15 protein-coding genes are annotated in these 14730 nt (G+C 72.6%); 9 read left to right on the top strand and 6 right to left on the bottom strand.

Annotated features, from left to right (window positions below):
* Positions 1 to 89: 89 nt before the first annotated feature.
* The 3 genes from Nocox_RS23215 to Nocox_RS23205 all read right to left on the bottom strand — a co-directional run bounded on the left by Nocox_RS23215 (position 90) and on the right by Nocox_RS23205 (position 3631).
* Positions 90 to 1355 carry a LysR family transcriptional regulator gene (locus Nocox_RS23215; RefSeq protein WP_020540412.1) on the bottom strand — a complete coding sequence of 422 codons (1266 nt, stop codon included), beginning with the start codon at positions 1353 to 1355 and terminating at the stop codon, positions 90 to 92.
* A 9-nt stretch (positions 1356 to 1364) separates the two neighbouring features.
* Positions 1365 to 2438, bottom strand: coding sequence for a coiled-coil domain-containing protein (locus Nocox_RS23210; RefSeq protein ID WP_246649505.1), 1074 nt, complete (start codon positions 2436 to 2438; stop codon positions 1365 to 1367).
* Positions 2439 to 2965: 527 nt separating this feature from the next.
* On the bottom strand, positions 2966 to 3631 hold the full coding sequence (locus tag Nocox_RS23205) for a maleylpyruvate isomerase family mycothiol-dependent enzyme (RefSeq protein ID WP_020540414.1): 666 nt from the start codon (positions 3629 to 3631) through the stop codon (positions 2966 to 2968).
* A 500-nt stretch (positions 3632 to 4131) separates the two neighbouring features.
* Between Nocox_RS23205 and Nocox_RS23200 the strand changes: the two genes are divergently transcribed.
* A complete protein-coding gene (locus Nocox_RS23200; RefSeq protein ID WP_020540415.1) occupies positions 4132 to 4467 on the top strand; it encodes a hypothetical protein in 336 nt (111 codons plus the stop codon).
* Positions 4464 to 4904, top strand: coding sequence for a MarR family winged helix-turn-helix transcriptional regulator (locus tag Nocox_RS23195; RefSeq protein WP_020540416.1), 441 nt, complete (start codon positions 4464 to 4466; stop codon positions 4902 to 4904). Before Nocox_RS23200 ends, Nocox_RS23195 begins: the two co-directional genes overlap by 4 nt.
* Before the next feature lie 180 nt (positions 4905 to 5084).
* Here Nocox_RS23195 and Nocox_RS23190 read toward each other — a convergent pair whose 3' ends face one another.
* The 3 genes from Nocox_RS23190 to Nocox_RS23180 form a co-directional block, all read right to left on the bottom strand.
* Complete coding sequence (locus tag Nocox_RS23190; protein ID WP_020540417.1) at positions 5085 to 5996, bottom strand: hypothetical protein; 912 nt, start codon at positions 5994 to 5996, stop codon at positions 5085 to 5087.
* Positions 5993 to 6808, bottom strand: a complete 816-nt coding sequence (locus Nocox_RS23185; protein ID WP_157382741.1) for a hypothetical protein — start codon at positions 6806 to 6808, stop codon at positions 5993 to 5995. Before Nocox_RS23185 ends, Nocox_RS23190 begins: the two co-directional genes overlap by 4 nt.
* A 126-nt stretch (positions 6809 to 6934) precedes the next feature.
* The gene (locus Nocox_RS23180) at positions 6935 to 7381 is read right to left on the bottom strand and encodes a MarR family winged helix-turn-helix transcriptional regulator (protein ID WP_020540419.1); all 447 of its coding nucleotides are present in this window, start codon (positions 7379 to 7381) and stop codon (positions 6935 to 6937) included.
* A 93-nt stretch (positions 7382 to 7474) separates the two neighbouring features.
* Here Nocox_RS23180 and Nocox_RS23175 point away from each other — a divergent pair, with 93 nt between their 5' ends.
* The 7 genes from Nocox_RS23175 to Nocox_RS23145 all read left to right on the top strand — a co-directional run bounded on the left by Nocox_RS23175 (position 7475) and on the right by Nocox_RS23145 (position 14693).
* Positions 7475 to 8908 carry an FAD-binding oxidoreductase gene (locus tag Nocox_RS23175; protein ID WP_020540420.1) on the top strand — a complete coding sequence of 478 codons (1434 nt, stop codon included), beginning with the start codon at positions 7475 to 7477 and terminating at the stop codon, positions 8906 to 8908.
* A gap of 81 nt (positions 8909 to 8989) precedes the next feature.
* Positions 8990 to 9712, top strand: a complete 723-nt coding sequence (locus Nocox_RS23170; RefSeq protein WP_063711578.1) for a hypothetical protein — start codon at positions 8990 to 8992, stop codon at positions 9710 to 9712.
* Between the two features lie 90 nt (positions 9713 to 9802).
* Positions 9803 to 10333 carry a GntR family transcriptional regulator gene (locus tag Nocox_RS23165; RefSeq protein ID WP_246649503.1) on the top strand — a complete coding sequence of 177 codons (531 nt, stop codon included), beginning with the start codon at positions 9803 to 9805 and terminating at the stop codon, positions 10331 to 10333.
* Entirely contained in the window at positions 10249 to 11079 is an 831-nt protein-coding gene (locus Nocox_RS23160) for an ABC transporter ATP-binding protein (protein WP_425517802.1), read from the top strand. Before Nocox_RS23165 ends, Nocox_RS23160 begins: the two co-directional genes overlap by 85 nt.
* Positions 11076 to 12119 (top strand): ABC-2 transporter permease, encoded by a 1044-nt coding sequence (locus Nocox_RS23155; RefSeq protein WP_020540424.1) that lies wholly within the window; start codon positions 11076 to 11078, stop codon positions 12117 to 12119. Before Nocox_RS23160 ends, Nocox_RS23155 begins: the two co-directional genes overlap by 4 nt.
* Positions 12116 to 13534, top strand: a complete 1419-nt coding sequence (locus tag Nocox_RS23150) for a S41 family peptidase (protein WP_020540425.1) — start codon at positions 12116 to 12118, stop codon at positions 13532 to 13534. The genes Nocox_RS23155 and Nocox_RS23150 overlap by 4 nt, the downstream gene beginning before the upstream one ends.
* A 13-nt stretch (positions 13535 to 13547) precedes the next feature.
* Positions 13548 to 14693 (top strand): alpha/beta hydrolase family protein, encoded by a 1146-nt coding sequence (locus Nocox_RS23145; RefSeq protein ID WP_020540426.1) that lies wholly within the window; start codon positions 13548 to 13550, stop codon positions 14691 to 14693.
* The last annotated feature ends 37 nt before the right edge of the window (positions 14694 to 14730 follow it).

The raw sequence follows: 14730 nt of genomic DNA, 5'->3' as shown, positions 1-14730 counted from the left end.
GGTCCGATGTGCGGCCGGGTCGATTACGCATACGATCCGGGCATGCACGTTCCGTATCAGGAGTGGGAAACCCACAACCCGCTTGTGGTTCAGCCTCGGCCCTCGACGCCGGGCAGCAGGTCGAGCACGCGCCACAGCGCCGGATTGGCCGACCCAGGGTTCCAGATGGCATGCAGTTCTACGGGGTGCTCGCCGCCGCCCTCGTCGTTCTCGGCCATGAGTTCGTCGCCGTCGTCCCCGGTGAGGGGATTGCCGCTGCGGTCTTTGGACATGGGAGTGCCGCCTCCGTGGAGGAGGTCCCTGAACACCACGCCCTCGATGCCGAGCGAGCGGGCACTGGCGGGCACGAGTGCCACTCCCCGCCCCGCTGCTACGAGCAGCACCGCGGTGAGGATCTGGTGCACCTGCTGTTCGGCCCTGGGCCGCACGGTGGACAGGAAGCGGACGGTCAGCTCATGGAAGTAGCGCGACTGCACGGGGTGGTAGCTGACCATGGGCAGGCCGGCGAAGTCGTCGGGAGCGAGCGGCCGGTCGAGCGTGGCCAGCATGTGGCCGTCCGGCACCACCGCGCACAGCGGCTCGCGGAAGATCACTCGCGAGTCGATCCCGGTCAGACGGGATGTCGGCTGGGCGAGAGTCATGTCGATCGGTGGGCGGGTCGCTACCGATTCGGACGCTGGGCGGGCCTGGTCAAAGGGTTGGGGGCCCTGGTCGGGAAGTGGGCGGGCTCCGCCAAGGGCTGGGCGGCCCAGGTCGGAGGGAAGACGGCCCAAGTCAGAGGGTGGGCGGGCTCGGCCGAAGGCTGGGCGGCCCTCGTTGGAGGGAAGACGGCCCAAGCCAAAGGGTGGGCGGCCCTGGTCGGGCCGAAGGCGGCCCAGGTCAGAGGATGCGCGAACCTGGTCGAAGGGTGGGCGGGCCAGGCCCAGGTCGAGTTCCCCGCGCAGGATGCCGTCCATCTGCGTGGCGGTCACCCGTTCGTGCAGGATGACGTCGACCTCCGGCAGTCGCTCGGCCAGCAGACGCAGGAGGCTGCCGAGCACGCTGATCGCCGAGACGGCGGTGAAGCCGAGCCGCAACGTGCCGCTGGCGCCGTCGGCGATCCGGCGGGCGCGGTCGCCGGCGGTCTCGACCAGCGTGAGCATGCGGCGGGCGTCCTCGAGGAAGCCGCGCCCGGCCTCGGTGAGGATCACCCGCCGGTTGTCGCGTTCCAGGAGGGTCACGCCGATCGTGCGTTCGAGCTTCTGGATGTGGCGGCTCAGCGGCGGCTGTGTCATACGGAGTCGTTCGGCGGCCCGGCCGAAGTGCAGCTCCTCCGCGACCGCCACGAACGCGCGGATCTGGTCAAGTGTCAGCATCGTCCAGCCTCACCGTTCGGCCCGCAGCTCGGCGGCGACCGCCCGCTCGCGCAACTGCGCCGCCTCCGCCCGAGCCGCCTCCAGTTCCGCCCGAAGCTCCTCGATCCGCGCCCGTTCCATCCGCAACTCGATCCGCGCCTGGTCGAGCTCCTTGGTGACCGTCTCCGCCCGGGTCTTCGCCTCGGCCGCCACTGCCTTGGCCGCGTGGACGGCGGCAAGGTCCCGGCCGGCCTCGTTGGCTGTCCGCTCGGCCACCAGGGCCCGTTCCAGGGCTCGTTCCCGTTCCTGAGCGGCGGCTTCCTCTCGCGCGCGGGCCGCGATCAGCTCGCGTTCGGCCCGATCCTGCTCATGGAGCGCGGCTTTCGCCGCCTCACGGGCCCGGTCTCGTTCCGCCCGGTCCTGTTCGGCTTCTTTCCTGACGCGCTCGATCTCGGCCCTCGCCTCCTCCTGGACGCGGGTCACCTCGGCTCGTGCCTCCTCGACCCGCCGTTCGGCAAGCTCAGCCTGCCGCGCCGCCTCCTTGGCCCGCCGTTCGGCGAGTTCGGCCCGGCGCCCCGCCTTCTCGGCGGTCTGCAGCGCCTGCCGTTCGGTGCTGGATGCCTCACGCAACGCGGCGAGCGCCTGCTCGCGCGCCCGCTCGGCGTCGTTGAGCGCGGTCTCCTTCTCGCTCTCCGCCTCCTCAAGGCGCACGCGCATCTCGGCCGTCTGCCGGCGGGCGTGCTCGGCAGCCTCCCTCGCCAGGCGTACCTGCTCGAACGCCTGCTCCCGCTCCGTACGCGCGATCGCCACCCGCGCGTGGGCCTCGGCCTGCACCGTGCTCAGCTTCGCCTCCACACCGGCGGGGCTCAGCTCCTCGGCCAACGCCCGTGCGAGGGGCTCGATGGCCGCAGCCAGGCCGCTCTCCATCCGGTCGTACAACTGCTCGGCCCTGGCCAGGGCGCCCTCCAGCCCGGGGGTCGCCCGGCGCAGCTCCCGCTCCCTTTTGGCTGCCGCCTGGCAGCCCTTCTCCGGGCAGTACTCCTTCGGCCGGCCTCGGCCTCGACGCTGCTCGATCGGTGCTCCGCAGTGCTTGCAAGGTGTCACGACAGCCGTCTCCGAAGCCACCCGCCGACCTTAGCATTTTTATTTTCCAGAAATTTAAATCCAAAAAAACTGAGGTGGAGGGTGATTGACGTGTTGGTGGGCGGGAGGAGGGCGTGGTGGTGCAGCCTCCGTACGAGGGGTTGCGGCTCTGATGTGATTGATCGGGTGCGGCTGCTTGAGAGGGGCTGGCTCTCTGGTCGCGTGGACTGAGGGGGCGCGTACAACGAGGGGCTGCTCGTTGTACGGCTCGGGGCTGTGGAGTTCGGTCTACATGTCGATCAGTCGGGTGTGGCTGGTCATCGGCTCTGGGACTGAGCTGATGGTGTTGCAGGAGTCCGGTGGTGCGGCGACACGGCGGAGGAGGAACCGCTGAGGGCACGGCGAGAGTGGCCGGCGAGGGTGGCTGGCGAGGGCGGTGGCGACGGGTCGCTGTTGACGAGGTCGTTGGCGACGGCGACCTCGTCGTTGGTGAGTGATCGTTGATGGGGACAGTGACGGTCCGGGGGTTGGCAGGCGCCAAGATCTGGTCATGTCAGGGTGTGTCGGTCGCGGAGGATTTTGACGCCGTCGCCGTCGAGTTCGTCGCAGTATGCCGCGCGGCCGGTCATCGCCATGATCAGGGCCACGGTGCTGCCGGACACCAGCGGTCCTGAGCCGGTGGTGAAAGGGCCGTCGTCTGCGACGAGTCGCAGGCCGACGATGCGTTTCTTGGCGGCGACGACGAGGTCGGAGCCCTGGTAGTACTCGGCTGTGCGGGTGAGGGTTTCGATCGGGTAGTTGTGCCGGATGCCCAGCGGTCGCCGGATGTCCTCGGCGTGCACGATCGTCTCGCCCAGCATGGCCACCACCGGGAGAGGCGGTTTGGTGGTGCTCGTGATGACGCGGCGGAACCTGGCGTGCGTCTCGGCGGCGGTCGCGCCCAACTGCTCGGCCAGCCGCATGGCGACCTGCTTGTCGAAGTCGAACCTGCATCGGATCACGCCCGCCATCCAACGCACGCTGTTGAGGCTCGCCCCTGCGGTGAGGTGGGCCAGCACCTCGCGTACGGTCAAGCCGGCGCACAGCGATGGCGTGGCCCACTGCTCCTCGGTGAGGGCCGCGAGGTCGGCAGCCAGAGCGGCTCGTTCGGCGTGCACCAGCGGCCAGAGGTCGGCCGGGCTGCTGTTCCTTTCGTTCGGCTGCGGATTCGGCATGCCGGATGGCTTCTCGTGGCTGGTCACAGTGGTCCTTATGTCTGTCGGGGTCGGTAAGGGTGATCGAAGGTGAAGACTCCTGCCGCAGGGGGAAGTCGTCGCTCGGTGGAGGAGTTCTGGTGGCGGCTCGTCAACTCGTCGGCGCGGTGGCGTCATGCGGCGGCTTCGTGCGGCGGCTTCGTGCGGCGGCTTCGTGCGGCGGCTGTGAGCGTGCGCGTTGGCGAGGTTGTGCGTGCTGTGTGGGCGGCGCATTGGTGGGTGGCCCAGAGTTGTATGTCCGTCCCTGCGGCCGGCTGTTCCTGGTGATTGAACGTGCGGGGCACGGCAAGCCCATTGTCGGGGAGTGGGATGAACAGGCTTGTCGGAGTGCGGGGGAGAGGTGGCCGAGGGGGTGGGCCGCTCCCGTACGTGATCGTGGACTTCCGAGATGTATGCGTTTCGCATAGAGTTTGGGGGTGGAGTCGGTACTTGAGGCAGCGATCAGCGAGTGGCATGCGAGTGTGAATGACGCCGACCTGCGGCGTGCGGCGCGCGCGGTCGGTGATCCCATCGTCGTCCTGGGCCCGAAGGGCGCGGGGCCGATCACGCCGGAGCAGTTCGCGGAGTGGGTGGAGCGCTCGGGGATCACCCTGCGCCCCCGGTCGTGGCATCCCGTCAGCGAACGGCTCATGGTCGTGGAGGAGGACGCCACCTGGCCCGGAAGCGAAAGCGCGACTCGCGTGGCGACGGTGTTCCGGGTGGCGGACGGGAAGGTGACGGCGGCGCTGCGGCTGCCGGATCTCCGGCAGGCGTTGGAGCTGGCCTACATCTGCCGCGAGATGGCGGCCACCGAGTGAGTACGCCGGGGCCGGGGCAGGTCCTGTTCGGGTTCGTCCGGTACTGGTCGCGCAGGTCGCAGGTGGGCGACCCCGAGGTGGCTGAGCAGGGGCGGCTGGTGCTCGTCGTCGAGGCCGTCCACGCGCTGGCCGGGCGTGGGGTTCCGGCCACGGTCAACGCCGTCGCCCACGAGATCGGCATCGACCAGAGCGGGGCGTCACGGCTGGTCAGGAGCGCGAAAGAGGCCGGCTATCTGGTCATGCGGGCCTCGGAGGCGGATGGGCGCCAGCGTCGGGCGGCGCTCACCCCGTCGGGGCTGGCCCTGCTGGATCATGCCCATGACTGGCAGGAGCAGGTCTTTGACCGGCTGACCGAGGGCTGGAGTGAGCGACGCCGCCGTGACTTCCAGCAGGCGATGACGGAGCTTGTCGAGCGGTCCTGTGTGCTGGACGAGTGATCCCGCGCCTATGGCCGCGGCTCAGGCCGATGGTCTTGGCGGGCTGCCCGGACACGCGGGGCGCCGCTCAGACCGGGAGGCCGGGAACTCGGGCGCAGTTCAGGTCAGGTACTCGGGCGCAGTTCAGGTTGGGCGCTTGGGCGGCGCTCAGGTCGGGAGGCCCGGCACTCGGGTGTGTGTTCAGGCGGGGCACTCGGGTGGAGTTTTGCGTACGGAGAACTCCAGGCGTAGTGAGCCGTCGGCGGGCAGGACCACCGCGCGCGCCCACGGGTCGGTCGCCCAGCAGGCGGGCAGGAGGAAGTACCGCTGGTTGGAGTGGATCAGCAGGCGCAGGCCGGTGTAGCGGTAGCGGTACTCCGCGGTGGTGTCGGGCAAGGGCGTCTCGACGATTCCGCGGCCCTCCAGGTAGAGCCGGCGGGCCGCGTACACCACCGTGCTGGGCATCGCGGCCGGGTCCATCCGGTAGCGGAGGGCGGCCTCGGCGCCGCGTTGCTGCGCGTACAGGGTGACCGCCCACAGCAGCAGGACCAGCAGGAGCGCCACGCAGACCGTGCGCCGCAGGATCTGGTCGGTGGGGGAGCTGGCCGGCCGCGGGTGGATCCGCTGGTGGAGGGAGATGCCGTAGACGAGGACGAAGACGCCGAGCCCCAGGCAGCAGGGCACGACGTAGAACGGCATTCTCCGCCAGCCGGCCATGGCCACGATCCCCACCGCGACGCTCACCGCCCCGAGCACGGCCATGACCGCGATCACCCGCGTCATGGCCTTGGGGTGGCTGGTCGCGGACCGCAGCAGCCACCCGTGCAACGGGGGCGCGATGAGGGCCACCACCAAAAGCAGGATCAGCGGCTCGATCGTCAGGGCGACGCTGCGCAGCACGTAGTCCTGGAACGACAGGCCCAGCATGCTCTGATCGACGCCGAGGCGGGCGTACATGGTGTTCGCGCGGACGGCCCCGATGTACATCATGATGGCCGCGACGAACGTGGTGGGCGTCACGACGTGGGTGATGACGGTCCAGACGCGCGTGAGGTCCTGGCCCGGCGCGGGACCGTCGCCCGCAGGGGTTTCCGCGGGCGGTGGTCCGCTCACGACTCGTCCGGCGCCGGGCCGTCGTCGTGGTCCGGCTCGGCGGGGCCGCCGTCGGGAGGCTCGACGGGTTCCTGGGGGGACGGTTCGGAGGGCCCGCCGGTGCCGGGCCCGGCCGGCTCTTCCGGCCCGCTCGACGACGAGGACGACGGTGAGGACGACGACGAGGACGACGACGAGGACGGTGAGGAGTCGGTACGGGCTGGCGGAAGGGTCGCGCATTCCGGGAGGGCGGCGGGGTCGGCGGCCACCGAGCACGCGTCCCTGAGGAAGTCCGGCGGGAGCCCGCCGAGCCGTTCGAGCGCGGCGCGGGCCCGCCGCAGGGTCTCGAGGTCGCCCTCGGCGGCGGCGGCGACCAGCAGCGTGTGGTTGAGCATCCGCAGGCTCGGCCGGCGCATCGAGGAAGGAAGGGCGGAGCTGAGCCGCTCCGCCTCGTGACCGTCGTCGAGCGCCTCGCCCATCAGCCCCTGGTTCGCCTTCGCGGCCGCCTCGCAGACCTTCGCGACCGCTTTCGTCTCGGGTGAGCTGTCGCTGGAGGACGCCGCGCGGCCCATCCGTTCCGCCGTGCCCCGGAAGTCGTGACTTTTCGACATCTGCTGGCAGTCGAAGCCGACCTGGGCGGTGGCTTCGGGGAGGTCGCCGCTGTCCTCGTCCGGGACGAAGTCCTCGTCGGGGGTGATGACGGGCCGGGCCTGCCGGGGGGCGTCCGGTCCGGCCTCTCCCGAGCCGCCCGTCCCGGTTCCGCCGCCGCAGCCGCCCGTCAGCGCCAGGGCGGTCGCGAACACCGCCACCACGGCCGGCAAGGTCCTCCGCACCGTTCCCCCCGATAGCTCGCCGGTGTCAGGACCAGGTCGTACCGCGCGGGAGCGGGCGCCACTCCGGGCAGGGCGTACCGATCACCGTATGCTGGCGATTCCTTGCCGCTGGTCAGGGGCCCGGCTTCAGGGGCCCGGCTCGACCAGGCGGGTGAGCAGGTCGATCAGGTGTTCGCGGTCGGCGGGGGGCAGCGGGGCGAGGAACTCCTGCTGGGCGGCGGCGATCAGCCGGTCGAGCTCGGCGAGCTGCGTGCGGCCCGCCGGGGTGATGGTGACGACGTTGCGCCGGCGGTCCTCGGGATCGGGCGCGCGGCTGAGGAAGTCCCGTTCGGCGAGGTCGTTGACGACCGCCACCATGTCGCTGCGGTCGATGCCGGTGCGGCGGACGAGGCCGGCCTGGCTGGCCGGTCCATACTCCTCCAGCGTGGCGAGCAGGGCGTAGTGGTAGCGCCGGACGCCGGCCTGGGCGAGCGCCTGGTCCACGATCCGGTTGGCCGTCAGCGCCGCCTGGTTGGCCAGCCGGCTCGGCAGGCCGCGCAACCGCCGCGGCGGCGCCTCCTCGGGGATGTTCACGAGCGCAAATCTAGCAATCGTTGGACGGACCCACGATTATCTGTATTGTTGGCCCAGCCAATGTTGGACCGACCAATGGATTGATGAGGGATCATGAATGACACCCCCACAGGGACGACCCCGACCGGCCGCCCGAGTGACGGCGGCAGAACCACGGTCCGGGCCGCCGGCGCCCTGGCCGTACGGGGCCGCGCGCTCCACCCCGGTGACGAGGGCTTCGAGGCGGCCTGCTCGGGCTGGCTGCTGACCGTGCGGCACCGGCCCGACGTGATCGTGGAGGCCGCCGACGCCGATGACGTGGCCGCGGCCGTCCGGTACGCCGCCGACACCGGGCGGCCGGTCGCCGTCCAGTCGACCGGGCACGGCGTGTCCGTTCCCGCCGACGGGGCCGTGTTCATCGCCACCGGGCGGCTGCGCGAGCTGTCGGTGGACCCGGGCGCCGGCACCGCGCGGACCGGCGCCGGCCTGCGGTGGGGCGAGGTGCTCGCCGCGACGGCCGAGCACGGTCTCGTGCCGCTGTGCGGCTCCTCCGAGCAGGTCGGGGTGATGGGCTACCTGACCGGCGGCGGGCTCCCGCTGGCCTGCCGCACGTACGGCTTCGCCGCCGGCCACGTCCGCTCGCTCGACGTCGTCACCGCCGACGGCCGGCTCCGCACCGTCTCGCCGGAGAGCGAGCCCGACCTGTTCTGGGCGGTGCGGGGCGGCAAGAGCAACTTCGGCGTCGTGGTCGCCGCCGAGATCGAGCTGCTGCCGCTGCGCACGATCTACGCCGGCGACCTCCGCTTCCCTGTCGAGGACGCGGGGCAGGCCGCCCACGTGCTCCGCTCCTACCTGGCGTGGGCCAAGGAGCAGCCGGAGGAGATGTCGTCCTCGGTGACGCTGATGCGCTTCCCCGACGCGCCGCAGCTGCCCGAGGAGTTCCGGGGCCGTTCGCTCGTGCTGGTCCGGGTGGTCTGCATGGGGGACGAGGAGCGGGGCGCGCGGCTGGTGGAGCCGCTGCGCGCGCTCGGGCCCGGCGGCGACACCTGCCGCGCGATGCCGTACACGGAGATCACCGGCGTCTACCAGGACCCCAGGAACCCGGTGATGGTGCACCTGCGCAGCGCTCTGACGTACGAGCTGGACGAGGAGGCCGTGGCGGAGCTGGTGTCGTTCATCGACCCGGCGGCGCCCGGCGGGCCGTTCCCCGGCATCGAGCTCCGCCACCTGGGCGGGGCGCTCGACCGGCCGCCCGTCCGGCCGCACCCGGTCAGCACCCAGGGCGCGGCCTTCCATCTGTGGCTGCGGATCCCCGCCCCGCCCGACAAGGCCGACGAGGCGCGCAGGACCGCCGACGAGGTGCTGCGGCGGCTGCGGCGCTGGGACACCGGCGCCCAGCTCCCGGGGTTCCTGTTCGACCACGACGCGGCCCCGGGCAGGGTCGGCCGCGCCTATACCGAGGAGAACCACCGGCGGCTGACCGCGCTGAAGGCGGCCTACGACCCGGACCACCTCTTCCGGATCAACCACACCATCCCGCCGCGATGATTGCCCGACGCCCAGGGGGTAGCTGCCGACCCGTGGGCGCCGATCCCCGGCGCCGCACCGCGCGACGATTCGGGAGCACCCATGGGACAGCCATTGACCTCACTCACGAGGTCGGGACTGGCCGCGGCCTTCGGCGCGGCGGCCCGCCTGCGGCACGGGCGGCCGCTCCACCCGTCCGGGCTCGTGCTCGACGCGCACCTGCGCCTGCACGGCACGCCGGAGCCGTGGGGGGTGCCCTTCCTCGACCGGCGGATGGACCTGCGGGGCATCGCCCGCCTGTCCCGCTCCGTCGGCGTGCCGCCGCCGCTTCCCGACATCCTCGGACTCGCGCTCCGCTGGCGGCAGGACGACACCACCGCCGACCTGCTGCTGGCCACCACCGGGCGCACCCCGCTCGGCCGGCGGCTGCTGCGGCCGGCGACCCGGTGGACGGGGCTCTACAGCTCGCTGTTCCCGTACGGGGCGGGCGAGCGGCGGGTGCTGCTGGGCGCGTTGCTGCACACGCCGGTGCGGCTGCCCGCCACGGTCGACGCGCTCGCCCAGGTCGTCGAGCACGGCCCCCTCGTCGTGGCGCTCCTCGCGGCCGCGCCGTCGGGGCCGTGGCGGCCGTTCGGTCAGGTGCGCCTGTCCGCGCCGGCGTCGACGGACGCGGAGCACCCGACGCGCTTCAACCCCCTCCGCCACCCGATCCCGGGGCTGCCCCCGGCGAGCTGGCTCAACGAGGTCCGCGACGCGGCCTACGTCTCCGCGCAGCAGGTGCCCGACCACCCCGAGAGGGCTCGCGACCTGAGCGGGGTCGGCTAGCCAGGGCCGGGGGACGATCGCGGCGCTCCTTATGCTCGGCTGACATCCGAATCTCTATAGTGCTAGCAAGCTAGATAAATGGAGATTAGGGTGATCGAGTTCCATCTGGACAGCAGGTCGGGTGTCTCTCCGTACCTGCAGCTCGTCCAGCAAGTACGGCACGCGCTCCGGCTCGGCGTGCTCCGCGAGGGTGACCAGATGCCGACCGTCAAGGAGGTCGTGGCGCAGCTGGCGATCAACGCCAACACCGTCCTGAAGGCCTACCGGGAGCTTGAGCACGAGGGCCTGGTCGCCGCCCGGCCGGGGGTGGGGACGTTCGTGACGGCGACGCTCACCGACGCCTCGCTGGCCGCGCACGGCCCGCTGCGGCTCGAACTGCGGCGCTGGCTGGACAAGGCCCGCCGGGCCGGCCTCGACGACGAGAGCATCGAGGCCCTCTTCATGACCACCTTTCGTACCACCGCTCAGGAGGACATAGCGCGAACGCCGTCCTGCACGCCCAGGGACTGGGCAGGAGATACGGCAGGCGCTGGGCGCTGCGCGAGTGCACCGTCGGCATCCCCGCCGGCCACGTCGTGGGGCTGGTCGGTCCCAACGGCGCCGGCAAGACGACGCTGCTGAAGCTGGCCAGCGGCCAGCTGGAGCCGACGGAGGGCGCCATCACCGTGCTGGGCGGCCGTCCCGCGGCCGGCCCCGCGCAGCTCGCCAGGGTCGGGTTCGTCGCCCAGGACACCCCCGTCTACGCCGGGCTGAGCGTCGCCGACCACCTGCGATTAGGCGAACGGCTCAACCCCCGCTGGGACGCCGCCCTGGCGCGTGACCGGATCGCGCGGCTCGGCCTCGACCCCGCCCACCGGGCGGGCAGGCTGTCGGGCGGCCAGCGGGCCCAGCTCGCCCTCACCCTGGGCCTCGCCAAGCGGCCCGAGCTGCTGATCCTCGACGAACCGGTCGCCTCGCTCGACCCGCTGGCCCGCCGCGAGTTCCTGCAGGGACTGATGGAGGCCACGGTCGAGCACGAGTTCAGCGTCGTGCTCTCCTCCCACCTGGTCTCCGACCTGGAACGGGTGTGCGACTTCCTCATCGTGCTCGTCGACTCCCGCGTCCAGGTCGCCGGGGAGGTCGAGCGGCTGCTGGCCACGCACCACCGGCTCACCGGCCCGCGCCGCGAGCCCGATCGGCTCCCCGGCGACCAGCACGTGGTCAGCGCCCGCCACACCGCGCGGCAGAGCACGTACGTGGTCCGCACCGACGGCCCGATCCACGACCCCGCCTGGACGGTCACCCCGCTCGCCCTGGAGGACCTCGTCCTCGCCTACATGGACAAGCGCACCGAGGACCGGCGGGTCGCCCTGGAGGTGCGGCGATGATCTGGCTGACCTGGCGCCAGTTCCGCGGCTCGGCCGGCATGACGGCCGCCCTGCTCGTCGTCCTCGCCGTCGTCCTGGCCCTGACCGGCCCCGGCCTGGCCTCCGACTACGCCGCCGGGATCGCGGCCTGCACCCAGGACGACTCCTGCGACCGCTTCTACGACCGCTTCTTCGGCGGCCACGAGACCTCCTTCATGGCCCTGACCCTCGTCGTGCTGCTCCTGCCCGCCCTCGTTGGGCTGTTCTGGGGAGCGCCGCTGGTCGCCCGCGAGCTGGAGGCGGGCACGCACCTGATGGTGTGGAACCAGGGCATCACCCGGGGCCGCTGGCTGGCGGTCAAGCTCGGGCTCATGGGCGTGGCCGCCGTGGCCGTCGCCGGGTTGTGCGGCCTCATGGTGACCTGGTGGTCCGGCCCGCTGGACAGGTCAGCCTCCGAGAACCTGGCCCTGATGGCTCCCCTGGTGTTCGGGGCGCGCGGCATCACCCCGATGGGGTACGCGGCCTTCACCTTCGTCCTCGGCGTGACCGTGGGCATGCTGGTGCGCCGCACGCTGCCCGCCATGGCCCTCACGCTGGCCGTCTTCGCCGCGTTCCAGCTCGCCATGCCGCTGCTGGTCCGGCCCCACCTGATGCCCCCGGTCACCGCGGCCTTCGAGCTCGGCCAGACGAACGTGGACGGCATCGGCGTCAACCGGGACCGGGGCGGATACGTGGAGATCCGCCTGAAGTCGGCCGTCCCCGGTCACGCGGGCGCCTGGGTCCTGTCCGCCGACCTGGTCGACGCGGCCGGACGCACGGTCGGCGCCGGCGGCGAAGGCGCCGTCCAGATCTCCACCACGTCGGGCCCCTGCGCGCCGTCGGCGGGCGGAGGGGACGGCTGCATCGCCGAAATCAACCGGCTCGGCTACCGGCAGCAGGCCACCTACCAGCCCCTGGAGCGGTTCTGGCCCTTCCAGTGGATGGAGACCGGGATCTACGCCCTGCTCACCCTCGGCCTGTCGTGGCTCTGCTTCTGGTGGATCCGCAGGCGCCTGTCATGACCCTCGTGAGGACCGCGGCCGCCGTACTCGCCCTCTTCGCGGCGGCGGCCTGCACGGCCCCGGCGCCGCCGCGCGGGGAGGCGAGCACGGCGGATGCCACGGTCTGCGCGGCGCCCCGGGGCGCTCCCGGCGCGGAGACGGCGGCCACGATCGACGTGATCGAGCAGGCCTACTTCTGCGTCCTCGGCAACTACTACAGCGGCGCCACGCTGGACGCCCGCTCGCTGCTGAGCGCGGGATTCGCCGCGCTGACCCAGGAGCTCAACCGCAACGGCCGCGACGTGCCCGAGGCGGGCATGCCGGCGCTGACCGGCGACCGCAGGGCCGACTGGGCCGCCTTCGAGGCCGCCTACCGCAGGACCACCGGCCAGGTGCCCGACCTGCGCGACAAGCTGGCCTCCGTCACCCTCGAAGCCGTCGTGGCCGCGCTCGGCGACAACCACGCCCGCTGGACGCACGGCGTCGGCCGCCCGCCCGGCTTCTACGACGGCGACGGCTACGGCCTGGGCCTTCTGGCGAACGTCAACGGCCCGCAGGTGGACGGCAACCCCGGCGCCGCACTCCCGCCGCTGTTCGTCACCGCCGTGCAGGGCGGCGCGGCGCGGGCGGCCGGGCTGCGGCCCGGCGACGTCATCGAGTCGGTCAACGGATCGGCGCCCTTCATCGACGGGAAGGCCACCGCCGCGATCGCCGCCCTCTACCCGGCCTACCCGGAGGCGCGCCCGGTCCGGTTGCGGCTCCTGCGGCAGAGCACCGGCCGCCGCTGGAGCGTGACGCTCAGGCCCGGACTCCACGAACGGGATCCGGCCACGCTGCGGGTGGTGACCTCGAAGCTGCTGGACGACGACATCGCCTACGTGCGGCTGCGCGGGTTCGCGCCCGACTCCGCGGACCGGGTGCTCAGGGCGATCGCCAGGCTGCGCGCCGGCCGGGCCCTGTCCGGCGTCGTGCTGGACCTGCGCGGCAACGGCGGCGGCAGCCCGGCGGAGGCGACGCGGCTGGTGAGCGCGTTCGGCCACGGCAGGGTCACCGCCTACCAGTGCACCGTGGACGCCGTTTGCGCGGCCATGCGGACCGACGACACCGTCGAGCTGCTCGGCCTGCCGCTGGTGGCGCTCACCGACCGCGGCTGCGCCTCGGCGTGCGAGCACTTCAGCTCCGCGGTCAAGGACCTGCGCCTCGGGGTGCTGGTCGGCACCAGGACCGCCGGCGTGATCTCGGGGCCGGCGCAGCCGTACCTGCTGGCGAACAACACCCTCCTCAGCTTCCCCTCGAAGCACCACCTGGGGCCGGACCGCGAGGTGATCGACCGGGTCGGCGTGCCGCCCGACCACCACGTGCCCCTGACCCCGCGGGACGCGGCCGCCGGCCGCGACCCCGCCCTGGACAAAGCGCTGACCTTGCTGCACGAGTGAAACGGACCTCCCGATGAGACGGATCCTGGCAGCCGCCGCGGGACTGGTCGTCCTGGCCGCGTCCGCCTGCTCCCCGCCGGCGCCGCCCCGGGCCGAGGCCGCGCCGGCCACGCCGGCCGGCCCCGCCACCCTGCCCGCCCCCACCGGCCCCCATCCGGTCGGCACGACCGCCCTGTACCTGAAGGACACCTCCCGCCCCGACCCCTGGAACCTCGACGCCGAGGCCAGGGAGCTCAAGGTCACCCTGTGGTACCCGGCCGCGCGGCGCGGCGGGCAGCGGGCGCCGTACATGACGCCGAAGGAGTCGGAGCTCATGCTGCGGCACCTGGGGGTCGCGGGCGTGCCGGACGACATGCTCAGCAGGACGCGCACCAACGCGGTCAAGGACGCCTCGCCCGCGGGCCGCAACCTGCCGCTGGTGGTGCTCTCGCCGGGCTTCACCAAGCCGGTGAGCACGCTGACCTCCCTGGCCGAGGACCTGGCCAGCCGGGGGTACGTGGTGGCCGGGATCGACCACACCTACGAGAACCACGCCACGACCCTCCCCGGCGGGCGGGTCGCCGAATGCCTCGCCTGCGACAGCGACACCGACCCGGGCTTCGGCACGGGGGTGGTCGCGGGACGGGCGGCCGACGTCTCCTTCGTGCTCGACGAGCTGCCGGCGCGATGGGAGGGCGCCGCCCTGATCGACCGCTCCAGGATCGCGATGGCGGGCCAGTCGATCGGCGGGGCGAGCGCCGTCGCGACCATGGTGAAGGACCCCCGCGTGCGCGCCGGCGTCGACCTGGACGGCACCACCTACGCCCGCATCCCCAAGGGCGGGTTCTCCCGGCCGGTCCTGTTCATCGGCTCGCCCCAGCACGTCCCCGGCGGTCGCGACACCTCGTGGGAACGCGACTGGAAGCTGCTGACCGGGTGGAAACGCTGGCTGGTGCTGTCGGGCGCGGAGCACCAGTCCTTCACCGACGGGCCGCTGCTGGCAGGGGCGCTCGGGATCAGGCCCGCCCCCGGGGTTCTGTCCGCGGCGCGCGCCGCCGAGCTCACCCGGACCTACGTGGCCGCCTTCCTGGACGAGCACCTGAAGTCCGAGCGGCGGGCCCTCCTGGACAAGCCGTCCTCCCGCTACCCCGAGGTCACGTTCTGCCCCGCGGCCTGCTGACGGCGCAGGCGCGGATTGTCGGAGATCATCTCTAGGG

Origin of the sequence: Nonomuraea coxensis DSM 45129, from assembly GCF_019397265.1 — a bacterium.
GTDB classification, from domain to species: domain Bacteria; phylum Actinomycetota; class Actinomycetes; order Streptosporangiales; family Streptosporangiaceae; genus Nonomuraea; species Nonomuraea coxensis.
Note: the sequence above shows the minus strand (reverse complement) of the source record. Positions and strands in the feature narration are given on the sequence as shown.

Bases quoted from the DNA above. Each gene is read 5' to 3' on its own strand.
- Nocox_RS23215 (WP_020540412.1), bottom strand. From the start codon at position 1,355: ATGCTGACACTTGACCAGATCCGCGCGTTCGTGGCGGTCGCGGAGGAG.
- Nocox_RS23205 (WP_020540414.1), bottom strand. From the start codon at position 3,631: ATGCCGAATCCGCAGCCGAACGAAAGGAACAGCAGCCCGGCCGACCTC.
- Nocox_RS23175 (WP_020540420.1), top strand. From the start codon at position 7,475: ATGAATGACACCCCCACAGGGACGACCCCGACCGGCCGCCCGAGTGAC.
- Nocox_RS23170 (WP_063711578.1), top strand. From the start codon at position 8,990: ATGGGACAGCCATTGACCTCACTCACGAGGTCGGGACTGGCCGCGGCC.
- Nocox_RS23155 (WP_020540424.1), top strand. From the start codon at position 11,076: ATGATCTGGCTGACCTGGCGCCAGTTCCGCGGCTCGGCCGGCATGACG.
- Nocox_RS23150 (WP_020540425.1), top strand. From the start codon at position 12,116: ATGACCCTCGTGAGGACCGCGGCCGCCGTACTCGCCCTCTTCGCGGCG.
- Nocox_RS23145 (WP_020540426.1), top strand. From the start codon at position 13,548: ATGAGACGGATCCTGGCAGCCGCCGCGGGACTGGTCGTCCTGGCCGCG.